The 24,772-nt window shown below is 70.7% G+C and carries 24 protein-coding genes; 9 read left to right on the forward strand and 15 right to left on the reverse strand.

Annotated elements, in window-relative coordinates; all coding sequences use genetic code 11:
- The first annotated feature begins 40 nt into the window (after nucleotides 1–40).
- Nucleotides 41–1,108, forward strand: coding sequence for a DUF2891 domain-containing protein (locus tag BLS56_RS06795; RefSeq protein ID WP_228771434.1), 1,068 nt, complete (start codon nucleotides 41–43; stop codon nucleotides 1,106–1,108).
- Here the strand turns inward: BLS56_RS06795 and BLS56_RS06800 are convergent.
- The 5 genes from BLS56_RS06800 to BLS56_RS06820 form a co-directional block, all read right to left on the reverse strand.
- Nucleotides 1,044–3,953 carry an NACHT domain-containing protein gene (locus BLS56_RS06800; RefSeq protein ID WP_091449059.1) on the reverse strand — a complete coding sequence of 970 codons (2,910 nt, stop codon included), beginning with the start codon at nucleotides 3,951–3,953 and terminating at the stop codon, nucleotides 1,044–1,046. The two genes, BLS56_RS06795 and BLS56_RS06800, sit on opposite strands and share 65 nt — an antisense overlap.
- A 33-nt stretch (nucleotides 3,954–3,986) precedes the next feature.
- Nucleotides 3,987–4,931: a non-homologous end-joining DNA ligase gene (gene ligD, locus BLS56_RS06805; RefSeq protein WP_091449060.1), complete on the reverse strand. Its 945-nt coding sequence runs from the start codon at nucleotides 4,929–4,931 to the stop codon at nucleotides 3,987–3,989.
- A gap of 630 nt (nucleotides 4,932–5,561) precedes the next feature.
- Nucleotides 5,562–6,398 (reverse strand): phosphotransferase, encoded by an 837-nt coding sequence (locus tag BLS56_RS06810; protein ID WP_175482705.1) that lies wholly within the window; start codon nucleotides 6,396–6,398, stop codon nucleotides 5,562–5,564.
- Entirely contained in the window at nucleotides 6,395–7,762 is a 1,368-nt protein-coding gene (locus tag BLS56_RS06815) for an amidase family protein (protein ID WP_091449061.1), read from the reverse strand. Before BLS56_RS06815 ends, BLS56_RS06810 begins: the two co-directional genes overlap by 4 nt.
- A gap of 9 nt (nucleotides 7,763–7,771) precedes the next feature.
- The gene (locus tag BLS56_RS06820) at nucleotides 7,772–8,956 is read right to left on the reverse strand and encodes a hypothetical protein (protein WP_139190543.1); all 1,185 of its coding nucleotides are present in this window, start codon (nucleotides 8,954–8,956) and stop codon (nucleotides 7,772–7,774) included.
- 90 nt (nucleotides 8,957–9,046) lie between these two features.
- Between BLS56_RS06820 and BLS56_RS06825 the strand changes: the two genes are divergently transcribed.
- Genes BLS56_RS06825 through BLS56_RS06835 form a run of 3 tightly spaced genes read left to right on the forward strand, consistent with a single transcriptional unit; the run spans nucleotide 9,047 to nucleotide 10,964 of the window.
- A complete protein-coding gene (locus BLS56_RS06825; protein WP_091449063.1) occupies nucleotides 9,047–9,571 on the forward strand; it encodes a YbaB/EbfC family nucleoid-associated protein in 525 nt (174 codons plus the stop codon).
- 17 nt (nucleotides 9,572–9,588) lie between these two features.
- Entirely contained in the window at nucleotides 9,589–9,897 is a 309-nt protein-coding gene (locus tag BLS56_RS06830) for a type VII secretion target (RefSeq protein WP_091449064.1), read from the forward strand.
- Nucleotides 9,894–10,964 carry a WXG100 family type VII secretion target gene (locus BLS56_RS06835; RefSeq protein ID WP_091449065.1) on the forward strand — a complete coding sequence of 357 codons (1,071 nt, stop codon included), beginning with the start codon at nucleotides 9,894–9,896 and terminating at the stop codon, nucleotides 10,962–10,964. The genes BLS56_RS06830 and BLS56_RS06835 overlap by 4 nt, the downstream gene beginning before the upstream one ends.
- Before the next feature lie 23 nt (nucleotides 10,965–10,987).
- Here the strand turns inward: BLS56_RS06835 and BLS56_RS06840 are convergent, their stop codons facing one another.
- On the reverse strand, nucleotides 10,988–12,013 hold the full coding sequence (locus BLS56_RS06840; protein WP_091449066.1) for a 6-phosphofructokinase: 1,026 nt from the start codon (nucleotides 12,011–12,013) through the stop codon (nucleotides 10,988–10,990).
- A gap of 313 nt (nucleotides 12,014–12,326) precedes the next feature.
- Here BLS56_RS06840 and BLS56_RS06845 point away from each other — a divergent pair, with 313 nt between their 5' ends.
- The gene (locus BLS56_RS06845) at nucleotides 12,327–13,391 is read left to right on the forward strand and encodes a hypothetical protein (RefSeq protein WP_139190544.1); all 1,065 of its coding nucleotides are present in this window, start codon (nucleotides 12,327–12,329) and stop codon (nucleotides 13,389–13,391) included.
- Nucleotides 13,392–13,437: 46 nt separating this feature from the next.
- Here BLS56_RS06845 and BLS56_RS06850 read toward each other — a convergent pair whose 3' ends face one another.
- Together BLS56_RS06850 and BLS56_RS06855 are read right to left on the reverse strand one after the other, a co-directional pair.
- A complete protein-coding gene (locus BLS56_RS06850) occupies nucleotides 13,438–13,941 on the reverse strand; it encodes a polyadenylate-specific 3'-exoribonuclease AS (RefSeq protein ID WP_091449068.1) in 504 nt (167 codons plus the stop codon).
- Nucleotides 13,942–13,955: 14 nt separating this feature from the next.
- Nucleotides 13,956–14,714 (reverse strand): lysophospholipid acyltransferase family protein, encoded by a 759-nt coding sequence (locus tag BLS56_RS06855; protein ID WP_091449069.1) that lies wholly within the window; start codon nucleotides 14,712–14,714, stop codon nucleotides 13,956–13,958.
- Between the two features lie 230 nt (nucleotides 14,715–14,944).
- On the opposite strand from BLS56_RS06855, the gene BLS56_RS06860 reads away from it, so the two are divergent.
- The 3 genes from BLS56_RS06860 (at nucleotide 14,945) to BLS56_RS06870 (ending at nucleotide 16,857) form a co-directional block, all read left to right on the forward strand.
- A complete protein-coding gene (locus tag BLS56_RS06860) occupies nucleotides 14,945–15,715 on the forward strand; it encodes an alpha/beta hydrolase (RefSeq protein ID WP_091449070.1) in 771 nt (256 codons plus the stop codon).
- Nucleotides 15,712–16,197 carry a hypothetical protein gene (locus BLS56_RS06865; protein WP_091449071.1) on the forward strand — a complete coding sequence of 162 codons (486 nt, stop codon included), beginning with the start codon at nucleotides 15,712–15,714 and terminating at the stop codon, nucleotides 16,195–16,197. Before BLS56_RS06860 ends, BLS56_RS06865 begins: the two co-directional genes overlap by 4 nt.
- Nucleotides 16,198–16,401: 204 nt before the next feature.
- Entirely contained in the window at nucleotides 16,402–16,857 is a 456-nt protein-coding gene (locus BLS56_RS06870) for a CAP domain-containing protein (protein ID WP_175482706.1), read from the forward strand.
- Between the two features lie 549 nt (nucleotides 16,858–17,406).
- Here the strand turns inward: BLS56_RS06870 and BLS56_RS06875 are convergent.
- The 6 genes from BLS56_RS06875 to BLS56_RS06900 are packed head-to-tail and all read right to left on the reverse strand — an operon-like array spanning nucleotide 17,407 to nucleotide 21,589.
- Nucleotides 17,407–18,375, reverse strand: a complete 969-nt coding sequence (locus BLS56_RS06875; RefSeq protein ID WP_091449073.1) for an ROK family protein — start codon at nucleotides 18,373–18,375, stop codon at nucleotides 17,407–17,409.
- Nucleotides 18,372–18,752: a hypothetical protein gene (locus BLS56_RS06880; RefSeq protein ID WP_091449074.1), complete on the reverse strand. Its 381-nt coding sequence runs from the start codon at nucleotides 18,750–18,752 to the stop codon at nucleotides 18,372–18,374. Before BLS56_RS06880 ends, BLS56_RS06875 begins: the two co-directional genes overlap by 4 nt.
- Nucleotides 18,749–19,900 (reverse strand): ArsA family ATPase, encoded by a 1,152-nt coding sequence (locus tag BLS56_RS06885; protein ID WP_091449075.1) that lies wholly within the window; start codon nucleotides 19,898–19,900, stop codon nucleotides 18,749–18,751. Before BLS56_RS06885 ends, BLS56_RS06880 begins: the two co-directional genes overlap by 4 nt.
- A 19-nt stretch (nucleotides 19,901–19,919) precedes the next feature.
- Nucleotides 19,920–20,357, reverse strand: a complete 438-nt coding sequence (locus BLS56_RS06890; RefSeq protein ID WP_091449076.1) for an SRPBCC family protein — start codon at nucleotides 20,355–20,357, stop codon at nucleotides 19,920–19,922.
- Between the two features lie 52 nt (nucleotides 20,358–20,409).
- Nucleotides 20,410–21,198 carry a metallophosphoesterase family protein gene (locus BLS56_RS06895; RefSeq protein WP_091449077.1) on the reverse strand — a complete coding sequence of 263 codons (789 nt, stop codon included), beginning with the start codon at nucleotides 21,196–21,198 and terminating at the stop codon, nucleotides 20,410–20,412.
- A gap of 10 nt (nucleotides 21,199–21,208) precedes the next feature.
- Nucleotides 21,209–21,589, reverse strand: a complete 381-nt coding sequence (locus BLS56_RS06900; protein ID WP_175482707.1) for a polyketide cyclase / dehydrase and lipid transport — start codon at nucleotides 21,587–21,589, stop codon at nucleotides 21,209–21,211.
- A 111-nt stretch (nucleotides 21,590–21,700) separates the two neighbouring features.
- Between BLS56_RS06900 and BLS56_RS06905 the strand changes: the two genes are divergently transcribed.
- Nucleotides 21,701–23,497, forward strand: coding sequence for an AMP-dependent synthetase/ligase (locus tag BLS56_RS06905; RefSeq protein ID WP_407640489.1), 1,797 nt, complete (start codon nucleotides 21,701–21,703; stop codon nucleotides 23,495–23,497).
- Between the two features lie 16 nt (nucleotides 23,498–23,513).
- Here the strand turns inward: BLS56_RS06905 and BLS56_RS06910 are convergent, their stop codons facing one another.
- Nucleotides 23,514–24,677: a glycosyltransferase family 4 protein gene (locus tag BLS56_RS06910; RefSeq protein WP_091449078.1), complete on the reverse strand. Its 1,164-nt coding sequence runs from the start codon at nucleotides 24,675–24,677 to the stop codon at nucleotides 23,514–23,516.
- Nucleotides 24,678–24,772: the final 95 nt, after the last annotated feature.

Consider the following 24,772-nt stretch of genomic DNA (forward strand, 5'->3'; position numbering starts at 1 on the left):
CGTTTGGGCGTAGGCACTTGCAGACGGCAGGATGCGCCGTGTGACCCCCGACACGGCCGAACGGCTGTTGGCGACCGCGGTGGACAACATCCGCCGGGATTACCCCGTCCACTGGATGCATTCGATCGACTCACCGGACGATCTGGTGCCGCAGCGGGTGCGCCATCCGGTCTTCGCGGGCTCGTTCGACTGGCACTCCTGCGTGCACCAGACGTGGCTCGCCGTGCGGCTGCTGCGCCTGTTCCCGGACCTCGACGGCGCCGCGGCGGCGCGGGCGGGCCTGGACGAGCTGATCACGCCGGAGGCCGCCGAGGTCGAGGCGGAGTTCTTCTGCGGGCCGGAGGGCGCGTTCTGGGAGCGCCCGTACGGCTGGGCGTGGCTGCTGCTGCTCGACGCCGAGTTGCGCGCGTGGCCGCAGGGCCTGCGGTGGGCGCGCGCCCTGCGGCCGCTGGTCAAGGTCGTGCGCGGCCGGTGGCTGACCTGGCTCGGCATGGCCCGCTGGCCGATGCGGGTGGGCACGCACACGAACTCGGCGTTCGCGCTGTCGCTGGGCGTCGACGCCGCCCGCGCGGTGGGCGACGCCGACCTGGCCTCGGCGTGCGAGGCCGCTGCGCTGCGCTTCTACTTATCCGACCGCGGCTACGGCGGCTTCGAGCCCAGCGCGGCCGACTTCCTCTCCCCCGCCCTGGCCGAGGCCGACCTGCTGCGCCGGGTCCTGCCCACGGCCGAGTTCGCCGACTGGTTCGACGCCTTCATCCCCGACCTGACCGCGCCGCGCTGGGCCGTGCTGCGCGACCCGGTCCCGGTGGACGACCCGGCCGACCCGCACGGCTCGCACCTGGCGGGCCTGGCGCTGTCGCGGACGTGGGCGTGGCGCGGCATCGCGGACGCGCTGCCCGAGGACCACCGCTACGTGCCGACCGCCCGAGCCGCGGAAGCCGCCCACCGCGCGGCGGGGTGGCGGTACGTGTTCGGCTTCGGCTACGCGGCCGAGCACTGGCTGGGCACTTTCGCCGCTTACCTCGACGTCGGTGCGCTGCGGTTTACCGAGCAGGCGGATAGCCGGGTTCCGGCAGCCCGCGTTCCAGCAGATCCCGCAGTGGGTTGAGCGCCGAGCGCCGATGCCGCTCGCCGCGCACGAACACCACTACCGCGACCGCGTTAAGCGCGGCGACGACGCCAAGAGCGACCGGCCAACCGAGATAAGACACGCCTGACGCCAGCAAGACAACGGTGGTGTTCGCGTATCCGGACAAGACAATGCAGACAAGCGCCACGTCCGCCCACCCCCGGACGCCGCCGTTGCGCATGGTCACCAGCACTAGGCGCAAGACCAGCGACGACAACAGGTGCTGCGCCAACTCGTTGACGTGGTTGCGCTTGTTCCAGCGCGGCGCCGCGGCCACAAACGCCAGGTAGCCCACGGAACCGAGCAGGTACGGCCAGGCGAACCACGGGTGCCAGCCGCCCGACCCGGCCAGGACCGCGCCGCCCGCGATCGCCGCGACGAGGGCGGCGACCGTGGCCACGGTGTTCGACCAGGCCAGGGCACTGGTCGAGGAGAAGTCCCCCACCGCGGCGCGGTGGACCTCGGCCCAGTCTCGCGCCCGCACCGGCTCCGCCGACCACAGCCGGGCCGCCAGAGCCAGGCGCAGACCGCGGTCGGTCGCCAAGTAGAGCCGCCGTTGCGTCTCCCAGCCACGACGAACGAAGGACTCGCCGATCGCCGCGTCGGTCTCCCACGGCTCCGCGACGCGCTCCCACCCCGGGAGCCGCCCCTGTTCGTCCCCGTTCCGCCAAGAGAGCCCTCTCGTCACCACGGAAGGCAGACCGCGGACCAGGCTCTGGAATCCCGCGCCGAATCCCAGGGCGAGCAGGGGAACCGCCAGCCGGGCATCGACACGGTCGATCGCCGCCGGAATCGACGCCGGGTGGGCGCGCTCCACCAGCATCGCCACCTGAGCGGCGATCCGGGCCACCGCGACCGACGACCGGCCGCGGAACGGCGCCCACACCCACTGGTGCGACGCCAGCGCTTCCGGGACGACGAGTTCGCCGAGGGCGGCCTCGATCTCGGCGTCGCCCAGCAGCCCGGCCAAGTGCCAGGCGGCCCGGGTCGCGCCCAGGTCGTGGTCCCAGATCCGCTCGGCGAGGACCACCGCGGCGGCCGGGGTGCCGATCGCGCCGAGCAGGTCGACCGCGGCCGGGTCGACCCGGGCGCGCGGCGCGGCGAGCGCGGGCACGGCCGCGTCGCCCATGGCGGCCAGCGCCGAGCGCGCCGCCGGGGCGGACAGGGATCCGGCCAGGATCTCCGCCGCGCGCGGCGAGTTGGTCGCGGCGAGCGCGGCCAAGACCCGGGGGTGCCCGGACCGCGCCTCGGCGGCCAGGAACTCGAAGACCGCCTTGCCCCGGGGTCGGGGGTCGGCCGCGACGATGCCGAACGCGAAGACGATGGCCGCGACGTCCGCGTCGTCGGCCAGCAGGCGGCGCTTGAAGTGGTCCAGGACCAGTCCGGTGACGGCGTCGGCCACCTCGTCGGCCACGACCCTGGCGTCGGCGAGGCACTCGAAGGCGAGCACCGGGTCCGAGTCGAACACCGCCTCGATCAGCGAACCGCTGTCGGTGGACACCGCGGCGCACCAGAGCTTCACGACCTCGCGCCAGCCGTCGGGGTCGGCGCGGTAGCGGTCCAGCAGGCCCGCGCTGTCGTGCTCGAAGGCGATAGCGGCCAGGTACTCCCGCAGACTCAGGTCGGCGAAGACGTAGCGGTCACCGCCGTCACCCCGCAGCAGCAGGCCGCTGTGGTCGACGATCTCGTCCAGCACCGCGCCCGCGGCGGCCGGGTCGAGGTCGACCTCGGCGGCGACGGCGGCGATCTCGGCGAGCACGTCCGCACGCGGCAGGCCGCGGTCGGCCGACTTGCCCTGCGCCAAGACCGCGAGCCGAGACATGACAGCCTTCTTGACCGCGCCCCGGAACACTGTGCGGTGGTCGGTAAGCCTGCCGAGCAGGAGATCCGTGGCCTCACGGTAGAAGTCCGCGCGCGAACGCGGCAGCACTGTCCTGGGATCGTTAGCGCCGCCGTAGAGGTAGGCGATCATCGTGAGCAGCAGCGGGTTCCGCGCCAGCGCCATGATCCGGGGCGCGGCCCGCAGCGCCGCCAGCAGCCCGTCCACTCCCCGCGCTCCCGGCCACTGGCTCAAGAACCGGCGGATGCGCCGGTCGCCGAGGTCGGCGATGTGGATCGTCGTGGCGAACTCCGGGAGCAACTGCCCGTGGTAAGTCGCCGTGCGGCTGGTCACCACGATCTGGCAGGAGGCGTGCCGGGCCGCGAATGCCCGCAACTCCCCGACGACCCGCCACCGCTCGTCGGACGGCACCGCGTCGAGGCCGTCGAACAGCAGGGCGAGCGCGCCGTCGGCCAGCGCGCGCCGCGCGAACCGGTCGGGCCTGCGGAAGCCGTCCCGCGCCAACTGGTCGGCGATGTGCTGCTCCAGGCTGAGAGCCGACCCCGCGCAGCGGCCCAGGTCGAGCAGAACCGGGGTCGGCGCCGCACTCCGCCCGGCCGGGTTCTTGGCCCAAGCGAGCATCGACTGCCGCAACAGCGTCGTCTTGCCCGAACCCGGTCGCCCCAGCACGACCGCGCGGTGCACGGACCTGACCAGGTCCGCGGCGTCGCGCGGCTCGGTCTCGCCGTTCTCGGTGGCCTGCGACGGCACAGAGACCGCCGCCGCGTCGAGCCCGCTGTCCGGGGCGAAGAGCACCGGCAGGCGCGCGTGCCTGGCCGCGATCCCCGCCCGGTACGCGCGCAGGGCGCGGCCGCGGGTCAGCCGGGTGCCCGCGAGCGCGTGGCCGACGCCCCGGAGCAGCCAGGGACCAGCGCGCTTGATCCCCTCCCAGAGCAGCACGAGCAGCGGCACGCCCACCACCCACGCCCACGCGTTGACTGTCATCGTGCCCAGTGCATCGCGGGCAGCGCCCGAACGCTACGGATCAGGCGGCTCGGCGCCGTCCCGGTCGGCCCACTCCAGCAGCGGCTCCAAGGAGAAGACGGCGTCATCGATGCCCGCGTGCAGATCGCCAACCTCGGCGACACGGGCAGGCACCGTGGCGATGGTGAGATCGCGCGGGTCGAGGTCGTCTATCTCAGCCCAGGTGACCGGCGTGGACACGGTTCCCTCCGGCACACCGCGCACCGAGTAGGCGCTGGCGATGGTGTGGTCGCGGGCATTCTGGTTGTAGTCCACGAACAGCGCGCGCGGATCACGGTCCTTGCGCCACCACGTCGTGGTCACCTCATCCGGCGCCCGACGCTCGACCTCCCGGGCAAAGGCCAGCGCGGCACGACGCACGTCGGCGAACCCCCACTCCGGCTTGATCCGGACATAGATGTGCAACCCCTTGCCGCCCGAGGTCTTCGGCCACCCGGTCGCGCCCAACTCGTCAAGCACCTCATGCGCCACCCGCGCGACCCGCCGCACAGTGCCGTAACCGCACTCGGGCATGGGATCGAGATCGATGCGCCACTCATCGGGCCGCTCGGTGTCCGCGCGGCGCGAGTTCCACGGGTGAAACTCCACAGTGGACATCTGCACCGCCCAGATGACATCGGCGAGCTTGGTGACCGCGAGTTCGTCGGCATGTCGGTTGTAGCGCGGGAAGCGCACCCGCACTGTCTCCAACCACGGCGGCGCGCCATGCGGAACGCGCTTCTGGTGCACTTTCTCACCGCTGACACCGTCAGGAAAGCGGTGCAGCATACACGGGCGGTCTCGCAGGGCGCGGACTATGCCGTCACCGACGCTGAGGTAGTACCAGGCGAGGTCGAGCTTGGTTTCCCCGCGAGCCGGGAAGTAGACCCGGTCCGGGTTGGAGATCCGCACGGTGTGGTCTCCGACTTCGAGTTCCACCGCTGGGGACTTGCCCGCCATGCCTCCCAACCTAGCTTCCACTTCCGACGGTTGTCGCGGTTGCCTGGCTCGACGGGGTGGTCCGGGGTCGGGTTTGCTCGATGCTTGGGTGCTGTGGGGGCTGGGTCCCGTGGGTTTGCTCGATGGGGTGGAGCCGGGTGCGTCCTTGTGGGGGGCGGGTGCCCTCCGCTGCCCTGCCGAGAACCTGGCAGGTCGGTAGGCCTGTCAGGTGGGTGGGTGTGCTCCTTTGGCCCATCGAGCACCTGCCAGGGTCGGGCTTGGTTGCCAGGCGGGCGCTCCCGCTCCCACCCGTCTGGCACCTGGCAGATTCGGGTGCCGATTGACGAGGGGCGGCAGTTTGCCTTGCGCGCAAGGGGTTGGCGGGCAGGCGCGGCAAGAAGAAACTGGCTTGACGAGGCGGGAAGGCTCGGCTGGCAGGCCCCAGCCCCACCCGGGCGCTCGACTGCCCCCACCGTGCCCTCAACGATCCACTTCGGCCGATTTCGCCGCCCCGCAGCCCCACCGCAAAGCCCACCCTCCCTGGGGGACCATCCCTGATCCATCCTATCGCCGCAGGTCAGCGCAGGGAAGAGAGTGCGCGGGGCCTGTGGATAACTCGCGATCATGGATACGAAGGCCGGGTCGTGGTGGCTAAGCGCGGGCGTAGGTGAGGACGGGGGCGAGTGGGAGGCCGCGGCGGAAGAAGCTGACGGCTACCAAGGGGGCCATGGCGCGGCACCAGCGGTCCAGGCGGTCGGGGTCGAGGGTGGTGGTCGCCAAGAGGGCGTCGCGGCGGGCCGGGATGTCGGGGGCCGACAGGACGTAGTCGACGGCGTCGAATTCGGGGTCGCCTAGGCAGGCTTTGGGGTCGAGGACGACCAGGCCGCGGGGGTCGCCCGCGTCCAGCAGGTTCTCTTGGTGCAGATCGCCGTGTAGGAGGACTGGTGGGCCCTGGGTGTCAAGCAGGTCGGCCAGGATGTGGGTCGCCCGGTCCATGTCCTGGGCGGTGACTGGGCCGGTCGGCGGGAAGCGGGGCAGGAACTCGGCGGTCGCGGAACGCAGGTCGCGGTGGGTGAGGTGTTCGGGGGCTGGGACGGCTGTGTGCAGGTCGTGGAGCAGGGCGCCGAATCGGGTGGGGGTGGGCCAGCCGACTGCGCCGGGGATCAGTTCCAGCAGCAGAGCGCCCACGGCGGTGTCGGCGGCGAGGATTTCGGGGACCCGGCCGCTGGGGGCGAACGCGCGCAGCACCTCGGCCTGTTCCGCGGCGAAGGCCGGGTCCGGGGACACCTTCAGCACCGCGGGCGTCCCGGCGCGGTGGACGCGCATCGTCACCGCTGACGCCCCTTCGGGGAACACCTCGCCTAGTTCCAGGTCCCAGGCCGCGGCCAGGTCGTTCAGCAGGTCCGGCAGCGCCGCCACCCAGGGCAGCACGGAATCGCCGAAGCGGCGGCGTAGTCGGTCCTCGATCAACGGGCGTTCCCCGGTCACACGGTGGGACGGTGGTCGGCCCACGGGTGCGCGCGTTCGTATTGGGCCGACAACGAAAGCAACCGCCGTTCTGAGTGCGCTGGGCCGACGAGTTGGACGCCGATCGGCATTCCCTTGGCGTCGCGGTCCACCGGCACGGCGGCGACGGGGAGGCCCAGCACGTTCCAGGTCGGGAAGTACGGGATGCGGGCGGAGACCTCGGCGAGGGTGCGGACGGCGCCCGCGTTGTGGAAGCGGCCGACCGCGGTGGGGGTGTGGGTCCAGGATGGCTGCAAGATCACGTCGTGGTCGGCGAAGAAGCCCGCCATGCGGTCCTGCAGGCCTGCCTCGGCCGCTCGTGCCCAGCGCAGCACACTGTCGGGCACGCGGCGGCCGAGGGCGGCGATTCGGCGGGTGCGCGGCTCCAGCCACTCCGGGTGCGGCAGGGCCGCGACGTCGTCGGCGACGCCGCGCAGGTAGCGGACGACGAACTGCGCTGAGGGCCGGGCGCCCAGGGGCGGGTCGACCACGGTGACGGTGTGCCCGAGGGCGCGCAGCCGGTCGGCGGTGTCGAGCACGGCGCGCCGCCAGACGGCGTTCATCGGCGGCTTTCCCAACGGTGTGCCCCACGCCAGCGCGATCCGCAGCGGCCCCGGGTCCAGGTCAACGGTCTCGCGGTAGCCGCCACCGTCCTCGGCCAGGACGTCGAGCATGGCCGCGGCGTCCGCGACCCGCCTGCCCAGTGGGCCGACGCCGCCCAACCCGTGCCAACTCTCGGCCGCCGGGGCCAGGGACACCAGCGCCCGAGTCGTCTTGAGCCCGAACACCCCCGTGGCGCTGGCGGGCATCCGGATCGAACCGCCGCCGTCGGACCCGGTGGCCGCCCCGACCATCCCCGCCGCGATCGCCGCGGCCGACCCGCCGGACGAGCCCGCCGGGGTGCGGTCGAGGTTCCACGGATTCCGGGTCGCACCGTAAGTCAGGGACTCGGTGAACGGCCACAGACACCGCTCGGGCGTCAACGTGCGGCCGACGAGCACCGCACCCGCGACCCGCAACCGGGCGATGGCGGCGCTGTCGTTCTCGGCGGGCGGGAACTGCGGCCTGCCGCCGAGCGTGGTCACGTCACCACTCACGTCCAGATCGTCCTTGACCGCGACCGGCACCCCGAGCAGCGGCGTGCGCTCCCCCGCCGCGATCCGGCGCTGCGCCTCCCGCGCCGCCGCCCGCGCGGGCTCGGCGTAGAGCACCCGAAACGCGTTGAGCGTCGGATTGAGTCGTTGCGCACGGTCCAGCACGGCCTCGGTCAGATCAGGCGCGGTGACCTCACCCGCACGCAGGGCACGCGCTTGGGCGTCCGCCCCGGCCCAGAGCAGTTCGTCCATGCTGGCACCTTACGTGGCAGCGAAAGCCTGCTTCCTGGCCTCGATGATGTGCACCACGTCCGGCCCCTGGTCGGTGGGGAAGATCCACTCACCGTCCTCGGGAAGACCTATTCGCACAGCCGGTCCACTATGGACAGTCATGGTCTGGTTGAAGACCCCGTGGACGTGCAGAGTGTGCGTGGCCGCGACGGTCGTCACCTCAGCCGAGGTGATATCCGCGAACGAGAACACCACGGAGAACCGGTCGCCACGGATGAATCGGTCCCGGCTCAGGGAGAGCGCCTTCGTTCCGACATTGAGCGTGAGCCGCCGGTCGTGCGTTGAGGCGAACGGCACCTCGATCGGCGAGTCCACGAGATCGCGGGTGTAGGGCTTGAGGACCTGATCCCGGCCGCGCGCCGCAATCCAGCGACAACAGAACCCGCCTGCTGCCGAACAGCCGATGAAGACAAGAGCGGCGGACCTCACGTCCCACATCATCAGCACGGTCAGATACACGCCGATGTGAAAACCCCCGACAGCGCCTGCCAACGCCGCGCCCGCGGTCCATGCCGCTGGGTCAAAGCGGGTTCGGGCGAAATAGATCGCGCATCCCACGAGCAGCAGACTCGGCGTGAACAACAGCCTGATCTCGAAACCGTCATCCTCGGCGAACCCGGCGACCAGCGCGGCGACGATCGGTGGCAAGGGCATGACCCATCGCAGGAAGACCACTGTGCCCCGACTCCGGCGCACCCGGTCGGCGACCTCGGCGGTCACCGGCCATGCCTTGTCCCGGGCCGCAGTCGCCCGACGCGCGGGGACGGCGAGGATCATGTTGTAGACGCCCCAGGCGGCGAAGACCAGCATGGCGATCGCCTCGATATAGGTGACGATCTGGTCAGTCGGCGCCATCGGCACCGGATCGGTCGACGTGCTCTCCCACGCCTCGTCGGTATGGGAAAGCGCGTAACCGCCCGTCACCGCCCCGCAAATCGTGGCGAACAGCCGAAGCGGTCCAACGAAAATATCCTCGTCACGCGCCGCGAGCCGCATCATGAGCCCGAGGAGACCCACGACGACCATGACGAACCCTGCGAAAGCCACCTGGATGCCGCTGTCATAGGAGTCCGACGGTCTGAACGCCCACAACCCGAGAATCACCACACCCGAGGCGAACACGCCCACATGGCTCGCCAACTTCAGTCTCCGCATGTCCCCCACCACTTCCACCCCGAACCGCCCTAACCGACGGACAGCCTATGCGACAGTCTCCCCGCGAACCGCTGATTCAAAGGAGGACGTATGGTCGATCCGTACGAGGTGCTGGACGGTATCGAGGAACGGGTCAACGCGATGCACCGGCAAGCACTGGCCGTGCGGGACGAGATGGCGACGGTGTCGGTCACCGAACGCAGCCGCGACGGCCAGATCACGGTGACCGTGAACCACATGGGGAACCTCACTGCGCTAGAGATCGGCTCGTCCGCGCGTTCGGACCCGTCGCTGGGACAGGACATCCTGCGCACCGTCCAGGCAGCGCAGAGCAAATTGGCCGACGCGATGCGCGAAGGCGTGCCGTCGGCCCAGGCGACGCCGGAAACCATGTCCTCGATCGTCGCGCAGATGCGCGAGATGTTCCCCGAGCCCGCACCAGACGAATACATGCGCGGTGGCGACCGGCCAGGAGACCAGGACACCTTCGCGTCCCGCTTCCTTCCGGACGACCCCGCGCCCGCCCCGCCGCCGCAGCCTCGACCCACCCGAGCCCGCTCGGATCAGGTATCCGATGACGACGACTACTACTCCAGTGGCGATTTCTTTCGCTAATCAAGGAAGGGACAAGAATGACCGACAGCGGAGGCTTTGATGTCAGCCCGGACGAGATCGCCGCACACGCGACAAAGGTCCAAGCCACTGCCGACCTTCTGGAAACGGCGCTCGATGCAGCACACAACCGAATGGCCAGCGAGTCCTGGGGTCTGTTCGGGATTCCACTCAGCTGGGTATGCAACGACGTCATGGAGTCCGCCACCAACGCCCTTTCCGAAGCCAGGGCCGCTGGCGACCGCCATGCGGCGGCAGTGCATGACTGGGCCAAGAGCCATCGGGTCAACGAAGAGTCGATAACCGCTCTGTTCAGGGGAAACCAATGACGGAAAACGACATCGTTCGCGATGCCAGGGCAGAGACGACGGCGGAGAAGACGCCTGTCAAGGCATTTCTGGAGGGCGCGGGCCTGCTCCAAGATGTCGTCGGCGGCGTCGAGACGATCGCCTCAGGCGACTGGGCCGGAGGACTCGCCGATTTCGCTGCGGGCTCGTTCGACATCAAGGGGGTGATGCAAGATCCGCTGGGTTCCGCGCTCAGCATGGGTTTCGGCTGGCTGCTGGAACACATTCCACTCCTCAAGGACCTTCTTGACCAGTTGGCGGGCAACCAGAACGAACTCGAACTGACAGTCAAGACCTGGGAGCAGATCAGCAAGCAAGTCCAAGCCACAGCGGAGGAACTCACTGACAGTCTGAACGGAAACTGCGCGAGTTGGGAGGGGCCTGCCGCCGACCAATACCGCGTGTGGGCGCAGGACCAGCTCAACGTCTACGTCGCGCTGTCCGACGCGGCGACCGGTGTGGCGTTCGCTGTCGACCTGAGCAAGGCGCTTCTCAACGCGGTGCGCGGCTTCGTTCGTGGGCTGATCGCCGACGTGCTCGCGAAACTGGTTTCCATCCTGTGCCGATACGTTCCACCCGCCTACCCCGTGGCAATGGCCGCCGAGGGGTTCCCGCTGATCATCAAGAACACCATGGCGGCCACCAAACTGGTGCGCGCACTGGTCGACGCGTTCGGGCGACTCGGCAAACACCTCGGCAAGCTCGGCGAACTGCTGACCAAGGCCACCAAGTACCTCAACCGCGGCATCCACGCTGTCGACATCGCGTGGCGGCGCGGGGTGCGACCGGAGGCGGCCAGGGTGCTCGGCCTGGGGCCGAAAAAAATCGCCACGGAGTTGGGTGTCCGACTTGGGACGGAGGTGGTCAAGGAGACCATCAAGTACGCGGGCCCGCGTACGGCCAACGACACCGTCGCGACGGCGGGCGAGAGCACCGACCCGGACAAGCAGGTCGACTGGGGTGAGACAGCGGCTAAGGAGCACCGTGACTACCAGGAGACCAGAGTCACCACCGAAACCGGGGGCCTGCGGATCACCGGCGAACTGTAGGCCGGTGATCCGCGGCGGCGGTGTCAGCCGAAGAACACCTCGGCCTCGGCGTAGCGCTCCAGGGGGACCGTCTTGAGTTCCGCGGTGGCCTCGGCCAGTTTCACCCGGACGATGTCGGTGCCGCGCAGGGCTACCATCACGCCGAAGTCGCTGTCGGCGACCGCGTCTACCGCGTGGAGGCCGAAGCGGGTGGCGAGGACGCGGTCGTAGGCGGTGGGCACGCCGCCGCGTTGGGTGTGGCCGAGGACGACGGCGCGGGACTCCTTGCCCGTCTTTTCCGCGATCTCCTCGGCGAGCCAGGTGCCGATGCCGCCGAGCCGGACGTGGCCGAAGGCGTCCTTCTCGCCGCTGGCGAGGACTTCGGCGCCGCCTTCCGGCAGGGCGCCCTCGGCGACGACGATGATCGGGGCGTACTGCCGCTCGAAGCGGCGCTGCACCCATTCGATCACCTTGTCGACGCTGAACTCGCGTTCGGGCACCAGGATCACGTTGGCGCCGCCCGCGAGCCCGGAGTGCAGCGCGATCCAGCCCGCGTGCCTGCCCATGACCTCGACCACGAGAGCGCGGTGGTGGGACTCGGCCGTGGTGCGCAGCCGGTCGATGGCCTCGGTCGCGATGTGCACCGCGGTGTCGAAGCCGAAGGTGTAGTCGGTGGCGCCGAGGTCGTTGTCGATCGTCTTGGGCACGCCGACGACGCCGACGCCGTCATCGGTGAGCCGCTTGGCCACGCCCAGCGTGTCCTCGCCCCCGATCGCGATGAGGGCGTCGATGCCCTGCTCGGCGAGCACGGCCTTGATTCGCTCCGCGCCGCCCTCGACCTTGTAGGGGTTGGTGCGCGACGAGCCGAGGATGGTGCCGCCCCTGGTGAGGATGTCCTCGACGTCATCGAGCCCGACCGGCCGGGAAATCCCCTCCAACGGCCCCTTCCAGCCGTTGCGGAACCCGACGATCTCCCAACCGTGCCCCTCGATGCCCTTGCGGACCACCGCCCGGATCACCGCGTTGAGACCTGGACAGTCACCGCCACCGGTGAGTACGCCGACCCGCATGAACGATCCTCCAACACCTCGCGACCGTGAGCGGCGTCACTACCGCCCACCGCCAGGGTGCCGGCAACTGAATCGGTGTAGCAAGGGGGGTCCCAGGAGATGGGCGCCGCGAAACGCTCATCCGGGTGAGCAACGACCGTCGCCACCGCCCGAAACGCCGCCGAAAATACGCGTTAGCACTTTCCGTCAAACTTGCACAGCTCGGTTTATTACGCCCGACAAAAGCTGCTCGCATTTTTCGACAGACCTTGTGGCGCACTTCCGGTACTGAGTAATTTCCGAACGATACCCATTTCAGGGGAAGGAGTCTCCGGTGCGCAGGAGTAAAATGGGGCGGAAAGCCCTGCTACTGGCCATGGCCGCCGTCACGGCAATGGGTGCGGCCACGGCGGCCTCGGGAAGCGCGGCCGCCCAGGACACCACGGCGCCACCGCCCGGCGCAGTCTCGCAATCGCAGGTCATCGGGACACGCCAGGCCCCAGACGGCTCGACCGTCACAACCGTCCGATTGGGACCGATCAAACTCGCCCCGCACACCGACGACGGCCCGGGCCACGGGCACCCCGAGGGCGAGTTCAGCCCGATGCACGGCCCGCACGAGCCGATGCACGGAACCCACACCCGGTCGCTGCAAATGATGCTTCCGCCGTGTGTCGCCTGCTTTGTCAACGGAATCAAACCCGACCTGGTTTACGCCGACGGCCGCCAAGCCAATTACGACACCAAGGCGATGCTGCACCACGCGGTGTTCTTCGACCGCTCACGTGCGGATGTCACCTGCTCCGGCGGCTGGGTCGCCCTGGCGGGCAGGCGGATCTTCGCCTCCGGCAACGAACGCACCGGCGGCACCCTGCCCGACGGCTACGGCGTCGCGCTCGGCGTGCTGCCGCTGACCTACGCCGCGCTGGAACTGATGAACCTCGACCACCATGAGCAGGAGGTGTTCCTGACCGTCGAGTTCAGCCACGTGCCGTGGTTCACGCCGGGTATGCGCGAGGTCACCCCGGTCTGGCTCGACAAGGACAACTGCCGCCTCTCCGAACACTCGGTCCCCGAGGGCGAGTCGCACACCAACTGGAAGTGGACCTCCACCGTCAAGGGGACCCTCAAGGGCGCGGGCGGCCACCTCCACGACGGCGGCGAGTCGGTCACCCTGACCAACAGCACCACCGGCAAGGTCCTGTGCGAGTCCCGGGCCGCCTACAACACGATCCCATCGTTCATGGGCCACATCGAGTCGATGAGCCGCTGCCTCGGCCAGGATCTGGGCACTATCGACAAGGGCGACGTGCTGGACATGGACAGCGTCTACCACACCCATTACGCCGACGACCACGCGATGACCATCATGATCGCGTACGTGCACGAACAGCGTTGACCCAGCCAGCGGACCGCCCTGCCCCTGCCAGAAGAACAGCCGCGAGCTACCGAGCGACGCGTTTGCGCCACTCGGCGTCGATGACCCGCCACCGGACGAGGTTGTGGCGGGCGTCGGCGAGGGCGTCGTGGGCGTCGTCCGGCGGCGGGGGCAGGGTGGGCTTGCCCGCGTCCTCCCAACGCTGGCGCAACTCCCGGGTGAACCGGGGAATCACCCGGGGCAGGGCGGGCATGGCGCCCCAGAGCTGGCCGAGGGCGACGTGGTCGTAGGCGGCGAACCAGGCCCACAGCTCGATCTTGTCCCGGGCGTGCGGCGGGGTCAGGAACTCCAGCAGCCGCCGCCGCATCTCGGCGCGGTCGCACCAGGCCTTGTCCGCCGGGGAGGGCAGCTTGCCCAGGACGTTGGCGCGGACCCAGGGGCCCGCCTTGGCCGGGTCGAACTCGGTGGACACGGCGTAGAACTCGCGGCCGTCCTCGTCGACGACACCGATCGACACCAGGTCGATGGTCAGCCCGTCCTCGATGAACTCGGTGTCGTAGAAGAAACGCACCGAGCAAGCCTAGGTCAGCCCGCCTCGGTGTCCGGGACGCGGTCGATGTCGCGCGCCGAGCGCCGCTCCCGCAGCGGCAGCGCGCCCTGCTCGTCGGCAGCCTGCGCCTCCTTGGCCTTGGCCGCGTAGATGTCGACGTACTCCTGTCCGGACAGTTCCATGAGGGCGTACATGATCTCGTCGGTGATGGAGCGCTCGACGAACCGGTCGCCGGAGAGGCCCTCGTAGCGGGAGAAGTCCAGCGGCTTGCCGACCTTGATCCGGATCGGGTACGGCTTCCACATCTTCGAGCCGATGGGGTTGGCCTTGTCGGTGCCGAACATGGCGACCGGGATCACCGGGACCCGCGCCTCCAGCGCGATCCTGGCCACGCCGGTCTTGCCCTTGTAGAGCCGCCCGTCCGGGGAGCGGGTGCCCTCGGGGTAGATGCCCATCAGGCGCCCCTCGCGCAGCAGCCGCACGCCGGTGTCCAGGGCGGCCTGCGCCGCGGACCCGCTGGAGCGGTCGATCGGGATCTGCCCGACCCCGGTGAAGAACCACTTCTTGAACCTGCCCTTGAGGCCGGGCGCGGTGAAGTACTCCATCTTCGCCGGGAACGTCACCCGCCGAGGCACCATCAGCGGCAGGAAGAACGAGTCGGACACCGCCAGGTGGTTGCTGGCGAGCAGCGCGCCGCCCTCGGCCGGGATGTTCTCCAGGCCCTCGATCCTCGGTCGGAAGAACACGTGCAGGAGCGGTCCCAGCAGGACCCTCTTCATCAGCCAATACAGCACTCGACAGCGCTCCCCGTTCGTCCGTGATCCGCACCCGAGCCTACGAACCCGCGACGGCCGCGCACAACGCCACGCGCGACACGTAACACCGCGCGACCGTAGCGAGATGCCGAAGTCATTCGGGTACACAACGACGAAACAAGGGGCGAAGACCCGCCGCACGACGGCTCGAGTTCGTGCGACGATGGCCACAACCCATGCTCGCCGGTGCTGATCATAGGAGGCGTCCGGTGCCCGCTATCGCAGGCGCGGAAAGCTACGCGCACGACGGGTCCACCGAGGTCGGTGTGCTGCTCAGCCACGGCTTCACCGGCTCGCCGTTCAGCATGCGCCCCTGGGCGGATCACCTGGTCGAACAGGGTTTCAGCGTGCGGGTGCCGCTGCTGCCCGGCCACGGGACGACCTGGCGGGAGATGAACCGCACCGCCTGGCCGCAGTGGTACGGGCAGGTCGAGGCGAGCCTGGCCGAACTGCGGGAGCGCTGCGAGACGGTGTTCGTCTTCGGCCTGTCGATGGGCGGGGCGCTGTGCCTGCGGCTGGCCCAGGAGCACGGCGACGAGATCGCCGGACTGGTGCTGGTGAACCCGTCGGTGATGACGCTGCGTAAAGAAGTGAGGTTCGTCCCGCTGCTGTCGCGGGTGGTGGCCTCGGTGGCTCCGATCAGCGACGACATCGCCAAGACCGGCGTGAGTGAGCACGCGTACGCGCGAACCCCGTTGCGCGCGCTCGCGAGCCTGGCCAAGCTGTGGGAGACGGTGCGCCGGGACCTGGCGAAGGTCACGCAACCGGTGCTGGTGCTGCACTCGGCGGTGGACCACGTCGTCGAGCCGGAGAACTCGGCCATCGTGCTGGCCGGGGTCTCCAGCGCCGACGTCACCGAGGTCGTGCTGGAGAACAGCTACCACGTGGCCACCCTGGACCACGACGCGCCGGTCATCTTCGACCGGAGTGTCGAGTTCGTACGGCGGGTGCGTGCCGAACGGGCAGGTGATCGGGTGTGAAAGGCCGTCCCGGCGACGGTCCCGAGGATGTGGACGCCGCCTTCGCGCAGATCGTCGCGGGCCTCGAACGCGACGGCGTCGGCAGGAACCTGCCATCCGAGGCCGAGGTCAAGCGCGACCACGCCGAGTCGCCCCGCCCCGGCGACGCCGACCAGCCCGCCGAGCCCCCCGGCCCACCGCCGCCGACGGCGTGGCGCGGCCACGACACCGAGATCGACTGGTCCGACGACAACGCCGACGAGCACTACGAGCCCCCGGAGCCGCCCCCGCTGCCCCGACTGCGGCCCGCGACGATCGTGGCGATCGCGCTGCTGGTCGCGGGCGTCGTCCTGCTGATCCTGCCCAGCGTCATCGGCCTCGGCGCGCGGATCGCCACCCCGATCGCGCTGCTGTCGCTGGCCTCGGGCATCGGCCTGCTCCTGCTGCGCGCCCGCAGGCATCCGCACGAGTACCCGGACGGCGACGACGGCGCCCAGGTCTGACCGGCAGTGACGGGCCGTGGGGCCCGTTGACCACATTGCCGGTGTGATTCACTCACTGACCGCACATGGTGACTTTGTGTATTAGCGGCTTTCGCTCGATCAGCGGATGATTCAGATTCTGTGAAATCAGCGCTCCACATCCGGGTACGTCATTATTGCCCCATTCACGACTGTGGAGGAACAATGCGACAGCCTACCCGTAAAATGATCTCCATCGCCGCTTCCGCGCTGGTTGGCATCGTGCTCGGCGCAGGCACCGCGCAGGCGCAGCCCAGTCCAGAGCAGCAGGTCATCCATCTGACCAACAAGCACCGGGCCGCTGTCGGCTGCGGCGCGCTCACCGCGAACCCGGCTCTGATGAGCGCGGCTAAACGGCACGCCGACCAGATGGCCAGGCACGATCATTTCAGCCACAACGGCGTACGCGGTGAAGATCCAGGGCACCGCATTTCGGCGGCCGGGTACCCAGCACAGAAGTGGGCGGAGAACATCGCTTACGCGCAGACGACACCGCGGGCCGTGGTGGCAGCGTGGATGAACAGTCCGGCGCACCGAGTCAACATGCTCGACTGCGCGTTGACCGACATCGGGGTGGGGCGGTCACTCAACAGCAAGAAACAGGTTTACTGGGCGCAGGATTTCGGCACGCCGATTGGGTGACCGCGTTTGCTGGGTGACAGGTGCGCCGGTTGGCTCGATTGGGCGCGGTGGTTTCTTCGGGCCCCTACGAAGGAAGATCTCTGCCGTGGAAAGACGGGTGGGTGCCTTCGGCTCCACGGCCACGGCAAGTTTAGGGATCTTCCTTCACCCCCGAAGCAACCACCGCACCCAATCGAGCACTTGGCGGGCGTACTGCGGCTTGGCAGGTGGGGCGACAGGCAAATTTGGGGCCCGCGAACACATCCCAACGCCCTTTTTCCGCCGCCCGAAACCCCACACGACAGACCCCACCCGCCCTGGGGGCTGACCCCGCTCCAGTCTATCGGAGTGGGCTGACAATCGGGGCGGGAACGATCTTGCCTGTGGATAACTCACGATCATGAGCGACATTCGCGGGCTGGGCGGGCACACTCCAGGTGGGCCTACGTCCGGAACCTACTCAGGTGAGCCCACGGGTCGGGAACCTTACTCAGGTGAGCCCACGAATCGGGAAACCTACTCAGGTGGGGCCTACGTCCGGGAACCCATCGTGCGCCCAGGTCCCTTGGGCTAAGGGGTGATCTCTCGGGATCTGGCGTGGGTCAGGCTGGCTGCCAGGGTGGCTGCGCCGACCATGCCCGCGTCGTCGCCGAGGTGGGCGGTGCGGAGGCGGGCCAGGGGGCGGTGGCCCGCGCCGGTGACGAGGGTTTGGAAGCGTTCTCGGGCTTCGTCCAGGAACAGGGGGGCCGACTCTGAGACGCCGCCGCCGAGGACGACGAGTTCGGGGTCGAAGGCGTCGGCGATCAGGGCCAGGCCTTCTGCCAGCCACTTCGCGAGTTCGGACATGGCAAGGCGGGCCACTGGGTCGCCGTCGCGGGCGGCCGCTGCGACCATGCGGCCGGTGATGGCGCCGGGGTCTCGTTCGGCCTCGCGGGCGAGGATGGTGGACCTTCCCTTGTGCCTGGCGAGCAGGCCGATGGCCGTGGCGCCGAGGGCGGTGCCGCTGCAGTAGCGCTCCCAGCAGCCGGACTTGCCGCATTCGCAGGGCCTGCCGCCCGGCACCAGCCGCACGTGGCCGAGTTCGAGGGCGACGCCGTGGGCGCCGCGGAAGACCTCGCCGTCGAGCAGGAGGGCGGCGCCGATGCCGGTGCCCAGGGCGACCAGCAGGCCGACCCGGGCCCCGCGCAGCGCGCCGAAGCGGTGTTCGGCTATGGCGGCGGCGTTCGCGTCGTGTTCGAGGACCACCGGCAGGCCGATCCGGGCGGTGATCCGGTCGGCCACTCTGGCGTCGCGCCAGGGCAGGTGGGGGGCGAACATGACCGACTGGCGGTCGGCGCCGACGAAACCGGCGACGGCGAGGCCGACGGCGCACACCCGGTGCCGGGACCGCAGCTCGCCGACCACCGCGCAGATGACGTCTTCCAGCTCAATCTCCCCCGGTGGGGTGGAGCCGCGGGCGGTGTCCAGCACGGACCCGTGGGCGTCGACCACCCCCGCCCGAACGCTGGTGCCGCCGATGTCGACACCGATCGTGATCACCGAGGTGTCACCGGGCTTTCCCTGCGGCGGACAGCGATGTGCTGCACGCGGGCCGAGGGCGGCGGCTCGGGCCGGAACCCGGGCATGTGCGGCTCCCCGGGCTCCCACCGGTCGGCGAGGACGGCGCGCAGGAGGGCGACGATGTCGGCGAGGCGGTCGATGCTCTTGGCGGCGAGGTCGTTCGACTCGCCGCGCAGCAGCGCGATGAACGCGCAAGTCGCACACGACTGGCACGCGCCGGGCTCCGCCTGCTCGTGCTCGGCGTGGGTGCTTCCGGCGACCCGGTCGAGCCACGGCCCGGCCCGCTCGGCGACGGCGGCGAGCAGCAGCACGAGTTCCTCGGCGAGCCGGGTCCCCGGGTCCTGAGAGGTGGTCACGGGCGGTCCTCCTCGCCGGGGGTGAAGCGCAGCAGCAGGCCCGCGCTGTCGGCCTCGGCGTCGGTCACGGTGTGGCGCCGCAGCATCAGCGGCAGGGCCACCAGTCTGCGCGTTCCGTCGACCGTGACGGCCAGATCGTCACCCACCCGGGCGAGATCCGGGTCGCTGCCGTCGGGCAGGGGGAGCGCGATGGCGAGCAGGTAGTCGTCCCCATCCTCGGTGACCGACAGCAGCGGCGCGCCAGGCGGCCTGCCGACGTCGAGGGGGTCGGTGTCGGCGTAAAGCTCGTCGGCGACGGCGAGCAGCGCGGCGGCGCCGACCGGCTCGGCGGCGCGGTGCTCGACCCGATGGACGGTGAGCGGCGTGGACGCGTCCAACTCGGCGAGCACCGCGTCCTGCTCGGCCCGGCGGGTCCGCAGCCACGCCGCGGCGGGCCCCTGCCAGCGGCGCGCGCGGGGCACGACGCGGTTGGCCACCAGGGCGTCCACGTGCACGCCGCGCAGCGCGAGGGCGGCCAGGGTGCGGCGGGTCTCGGCGACGGCGAGCCGCTCCGGGGTGAGCACGAGCCGCACGGTGGTCGTGTCGGCGTCGGTGAGCAGGGCGCGCAGGCCTGCCAGGTGCGTGGCGAGCGTGCCCACGGTGTCCGCGGCCGCGCGCACCTCGGCGACCAGCCGGGCGGCGCGCATCCGGTCGAGGTAGCCCGCGATGGCCTCGGGCAGGGCGAGCAGGCGCAGGGTCTCCGCGGTGGGTCCGCAGTCGACGACCACGACGTCCCAGGGGCCGGTCTCGGCCAGCCGCGCCACCTCGGTCAGCGCGAGCAGTTCGTCCACCCCGGGCAGAACGGTCAGCTCCTCGGCGTCGAGCGCGTCGAGCCCGATGCCCGCCACGACCCTGCGCAGGTGCTCGCGCAGGGTCGACCAGTGCCGGTCGACGAGGCCGCGCGCGTCGATGTGCGCGGCGTACAGCGAGGTGTCGACCTCGGCGGGCTCGGCGGCCAGCGCCATGCCGAACGCGTCGGCGAGGGAGTGCGCTGGATCGGTGGACACCACCAGCGCCTTGCGGCCGAACGCGGCCATGCGCGCCGCGGTCGCCGCGGCGAGGGTGGTCTTTCCGACCCCGCCCTTGCCGGTGAACAGGAGGATCCGCACAGTCCGGGCCCTCTCCGCCTCAGCCCTGCTCGACGCGGCGCTTGAGTTCCTTGAGCGCGGTGTCCATGATCACTTTCTCGGCCTTGCGGCGGAACAGCCCGATCATCGGCACCACCAGCTGCACGGACAGGGTGTAGGTCACCTTGGTGCTGTCGCCCTCCGGGGTCAGCGCGTAGCGGCCATGCTGCGCGCGCTGCATCTGGCCCTTGACCAGCTTCCAGTCGACGGCGAGGCCGTCGTCTGCCCACTCGTAGCGCAGCGTGTAGGTGTCCTTGAACGGGCCTGCGTCGAGGTTGAAGGTCACCTCTTCGCCGCGGCCCCGCGCGTCGCGGGAGGTCACTTCGGCCGAGGTGAACGCCTTGGCCCAGTCGGGGTACGCCGGGAAGTCCGCGATCACCGCCATGATCCGTTCCGGGGGCGCGTCGACGACGATGGACTGGGTGGACTCGTCGGCCATGCTCGGAGGCTACCCGCTCGCCGGGCCGGAGCCGGTACCAGCGCGGGCCGTGTCACCAGCGCAGGACGTACGGCCACCCGGTCCGCTGAAAATGCCCCACGTTCGCGCACTCGGTGCGCCCGACCCGCAGCCGCGCCGCCAGCGGCTGGTGCACGTGGCCGAACACCGACCACCGCGGCGCGTGCTCGCGGATCGCGCGCAGCAGCCCCGCCGACCCGATCTCCAGGCGGCGGGCCAGCACGTCGTAGGTCAGCTCCGGCACGTCCGGCGGGATGTGGCTGCACAGCACGTCGACCGGCCCCAGCGCGGCGGTCGCGGCGTCGAAGTCCGCCGCGGTGCGCAGGTACGGCCGGAACACCCCGCCCCGGCGCGGCCCGGCCCCCGGCGGCAGCAGCGCGCCGCCGACGAACCCGAACCGCAGCCCGCCGACCTCGGCGACCTCCCCGTCGAGCACCCGCACCCCGTCGCCCGCGAACTCCGCCCACAGGCCGGGCACGTCGACGTTGCCGGGCGTGGCGTAGGTGGGCGCGGTCATCGCCGCGAACAGCCGCTTGTACTGCTCGCGAACCGCCTCTTCGACCACGTCCGCTGCGTTCTCCAGGCCGGACCAGAGCCGCTTGGCGTACTCGGCGGCGTCGGTGTGCAGCCGCTCGCGGCGCAGCCGGGCGAACACGCTCACCTTCTCCGCGCCGAACACCTGGCCCATGATCCCGCCGCCGTGGTCGTGGTAGTCCACGAAGTCGATCAGGTCGCCGAGGACGACCAGGGCGTCTGCCCCCTCGCCCGACCGTGCCAGCGCCTCGGAATTGCCGTGCACGTCGGAGACCACATGAACCCGCACGGCAGCCAGGTTACGCCCGGGTAGGGGCGCAGCCGGGCGCTCTCCCGTCCTCCAAGACGGTCTTGAGCCGCAGCGCCAGCGCCTTCGCCGCGAGCTGGCGGCGGGTGCGCTCGCGGGCCATGGCCTTCGCGGGCAGCGGCTCCGGCGGATCGGCGCGCAGGAAGTAGTGCACGAGCGTGCCGTCGAGCACCGGCTCCAGCCAGACCTCCATGGTGCCGACCAGGGCGCCCCGGACCGTCCAGCGCAGGCCCTCGGCGCCGCGGTCCGCGTAGACCTCGGGCACCAGGTCCGGCCAGTACTCCCGCCAGGCCGACGGGTCGGCGAAGGCGGCGGCGACCACCGTGGGCGGCACGACGATGAAGGTCTCGTCGAAGACGTCGACTTCCGGCACCCGAGCAGCATGACACGGCCGTCGGGGGCCGTGTCCGCCCCGGGTCGGCACAGGTCTAGTTTCGTTGGTCAACTGGTGGGTAACACGCGGTATAAGAGCACGGAGGTTCGCGTGCGCGTGGTCAGTGTCGCGGCAAGCGCGACGGTAGCCGAGCAGGAAAGCCTCACTGACATGGTGTGGGCCAACGCGGACCGGTTCGCCGACGCCATCGCGTTCCGCCGCCGGGTCGACGGGTCGTGGATCGACGTGACCACCAAGGACTTCGCCGCGCACGTGCTCGCGGTGGCCAAGGGCCTGATCGCCAGCGGCCTCGAACCCGGCGACCGGGTCGCGCTGCTGGCCGCGACGCGCTACGAGTGGACGCTGGTCGACTTCGCGGTCTGGGCGGCGGGCTGCGTCACCGTGCCGGTGTACGAGACGTCCTCTGCCGAGCAGGTGGCGTGGATTCTCGCCGACTCCGGCGCGAAGGCCGTCGTGGTCTCCGACCCGGTGACCCGGGCCGTCGTGGACGGCGTGGTCGACCGGCTGGCCGAGGTCGTGAAGGTGTGGCAGCTGGACGTGCCCGGCGACATGACAGCGTCCGCGATCGACGAACTGGCCGCGTTGGGCGCGGAGTTGGACGACGAGGCAGCGCACGCGCGCAGGCTCGCGGTGCGCTCGTCGGACCTGGCGACCCTGGTCTACACCTCCGGCACCACCGGCCGCCCCAAGGGCGTCGAGCTGACCCACCGCAACCTGCTCGCCGAAGTCCGCGCCAACGTCGCCGCGTTCCCGCACCTGATGCGGCCGGGGAACTCGATGCTGGTGTTCCTGCCGCTGGCCAACATCCTCGCCCGCGCGATAGCCCTGACCTGCGTCTACACCCGCACCACCCTGGGCCACCTGCCGAACGTGCGGACCCTGGTCGCGGACCTGGCGGGCTTCCGGCCGACGTTCGTGGTCGCGGTGCCACGCGTGTTCGAGAAGGTCTACAACTCCGCCAAGCAGCGCGCGCACGGCGAGGGCCGCGGCTCGATCTTCGCCGCGGCCGAGGCGGTCGCCGTGGAGTACAGCGCGGCGATGGCCGGGTCGGGGCCGTCGACGGCGCTGCGGGCCAAGCACGCGGTGGCGAGCAGGCTGGTCTACGCGAAGCTGCGCAACGTCCTCGGCGGCCGGTGCGTCGCGGCGATCTCCGGCGGCGCCCCGCTCGGGGAGCACCTGGCGCACTTCTTCCGCGGCGTCGGCATCCCGGTCTACGAGGGCTACGGCCTGACCGAGACCTCGGCCGCGATCTGCGTGAACACCCGCGAGGACTTCCGGGTCGGCACGGTCGGCCGCCCGGTCGCCGGGGCCGCCGTGCGCGTCGCCGACGACGGCGAGATCGAACTGCGCGGCGACATGGTCTTCCGCGGCTACTGGCGCAACCCCGCGGCGACCGAAGAGGCGCTGCGGGACGGCTGGCTGCGCACCGGCGACCTCGGCTCCCTGGACGAGGACGGCTTCCTGCGGATCACCGGCCGCAAGAAGGAGATCATCGTGACCGCGGGCGGCAAGAACGTCGTCCCGGCCGTGTTGGAGGACCGGGTCCGCAAGCACCCGCTGGTCAGCCAGTGCCTGGTGGTCGGCGACCGGCAGCCGTTCATCGCCGCCCTGATCACCCTGGACGAGGATTTCCTGCCCGCGTGGGCGGCCGAGCACGGCAAGACCGCCAAGGACCTGACCGACGACCCCGACCTGCGCGCGGAAATCCAGACCGCTGTCGACGCGGCCAACGCCGCCGTCTCCCGCGCCGAGGCCATCCGCGAGTTCGTCGTCCTCCCCCGCGACTTCACCGAGGCGGCGGGCGAAGTCACCCCCAGCCTCAAACTCCGCAGGGACGCCATCCTCAAGACCCACGCCGACCAGATCGCCGCCATCTACGCCCGCTGACGCGCGGGCCGCTCGGTCAGTTGCCGCTGAACCGGTAAGTGGTCTCGCCGTCCAGCAGCTGAGCCAGGCGGGCGGCCCGGTCTTCCCAGCGCCAGGACTTCTCCATCCACAGCCTGCCCGCCGCGCCCATCTGGGCCGCGCGGTCCGGGTCGGCCAGGAGCCCGGTGATCCGGGCGGCGATCTCGGGGACGGCGCGGCCGTCGACCACGTGACCGGTCTCCCCGTCCAGGACGGTTTCCGGGGCGCCGCCGGAGTCACCGACGATCACCGGCAGACCGGTCGCGGCGGCTTCCAGGAACACGATCCCCAGGGCCTCCACGTCCAGCCCGCGACCGTGGGTCCGACACGGCATGGCGAACACGTCACCCGCCGCGTAGTGCGCGGGCAGTTCCTCCCACGGCACCGACCCGGTGAAGACCACATGCTCGGCGACTCCTGATTGCGCGGCCAACGCGGCCAGCCGAGCCCGGTACGGCCCACCGCCGACCAGCAACAACGCGGCGTCGGGCACCCGCTCGCGGATGGCGGGCAATGCGCGGATCAGGACGTCCTGGCCCTTGCGCGGCATCAACCGGGACACGCACACCACCACCGGCCGGTCCCCCAGCCCATGCCGCCCGCGAATCTCGGCCCGCGCCACCCGATCCGGCCTATACAGCTCCGTGTCGACCCCCGACGGCAGCAACTCCAACGCCGCCCGCCTCCCGAACGCGGCGGCGAACCGGCCACGGGTGTAGCGGCTGACATAGGTCACCACATCGGTGGTCCCCCCGATCCGCCGAACCGCCTGCCGCGCTCCCGGCAGCATGGACCAGCCGACCTCATGCCCATGGGTGCTGGCCACCACCCGCCGCGCCCCCGCCGCCCGCAGCGTCGGAGCAAGCAGGGCCAGCGGAGCGGCGGCGCCGAACCAGACGGAGTCGCACCCTTCCGAGCGCAGAATCTGCTTGGCCCGCCGGGCGACGTCGGGGGTGGGAAGCATCAGGCCACTGGTGTGCCGGACGACCTGGAACGGCTGAGCCGCGTCGAACTCCTGGTGGGAGCCGGAACGCGACTCCCACTTCGGGGCGTAGACGACCAGGTCTCGCGCCGGCAGCCGGGTGGCGAATGAGTGCAGGTATGTCTGGATTCCCCCGGGGCGGGGTGGGAAGTCGTTGGTGATGAGCAGGGTCCTCCGCACTGGGCCAACTTAGGCCCATGGTCGGTGGAGGCTGCTTGCGCCCCGTTGCTGCTCGGGCTTGGCTGCTGCCTGCTGGGTGGGGTGGGTGGCTTCGA

The sequence above is a fragment of the Actinokineospora iranica genome (genome assembly GCF_900101685.1).
Taxonomy (GTDB): Bacteria; Actinomycetota; Actinomycetes; order Mycobacteriales; family Pseudonocardiaceae; genus Actinokineospora; species Actinokineospora iranica.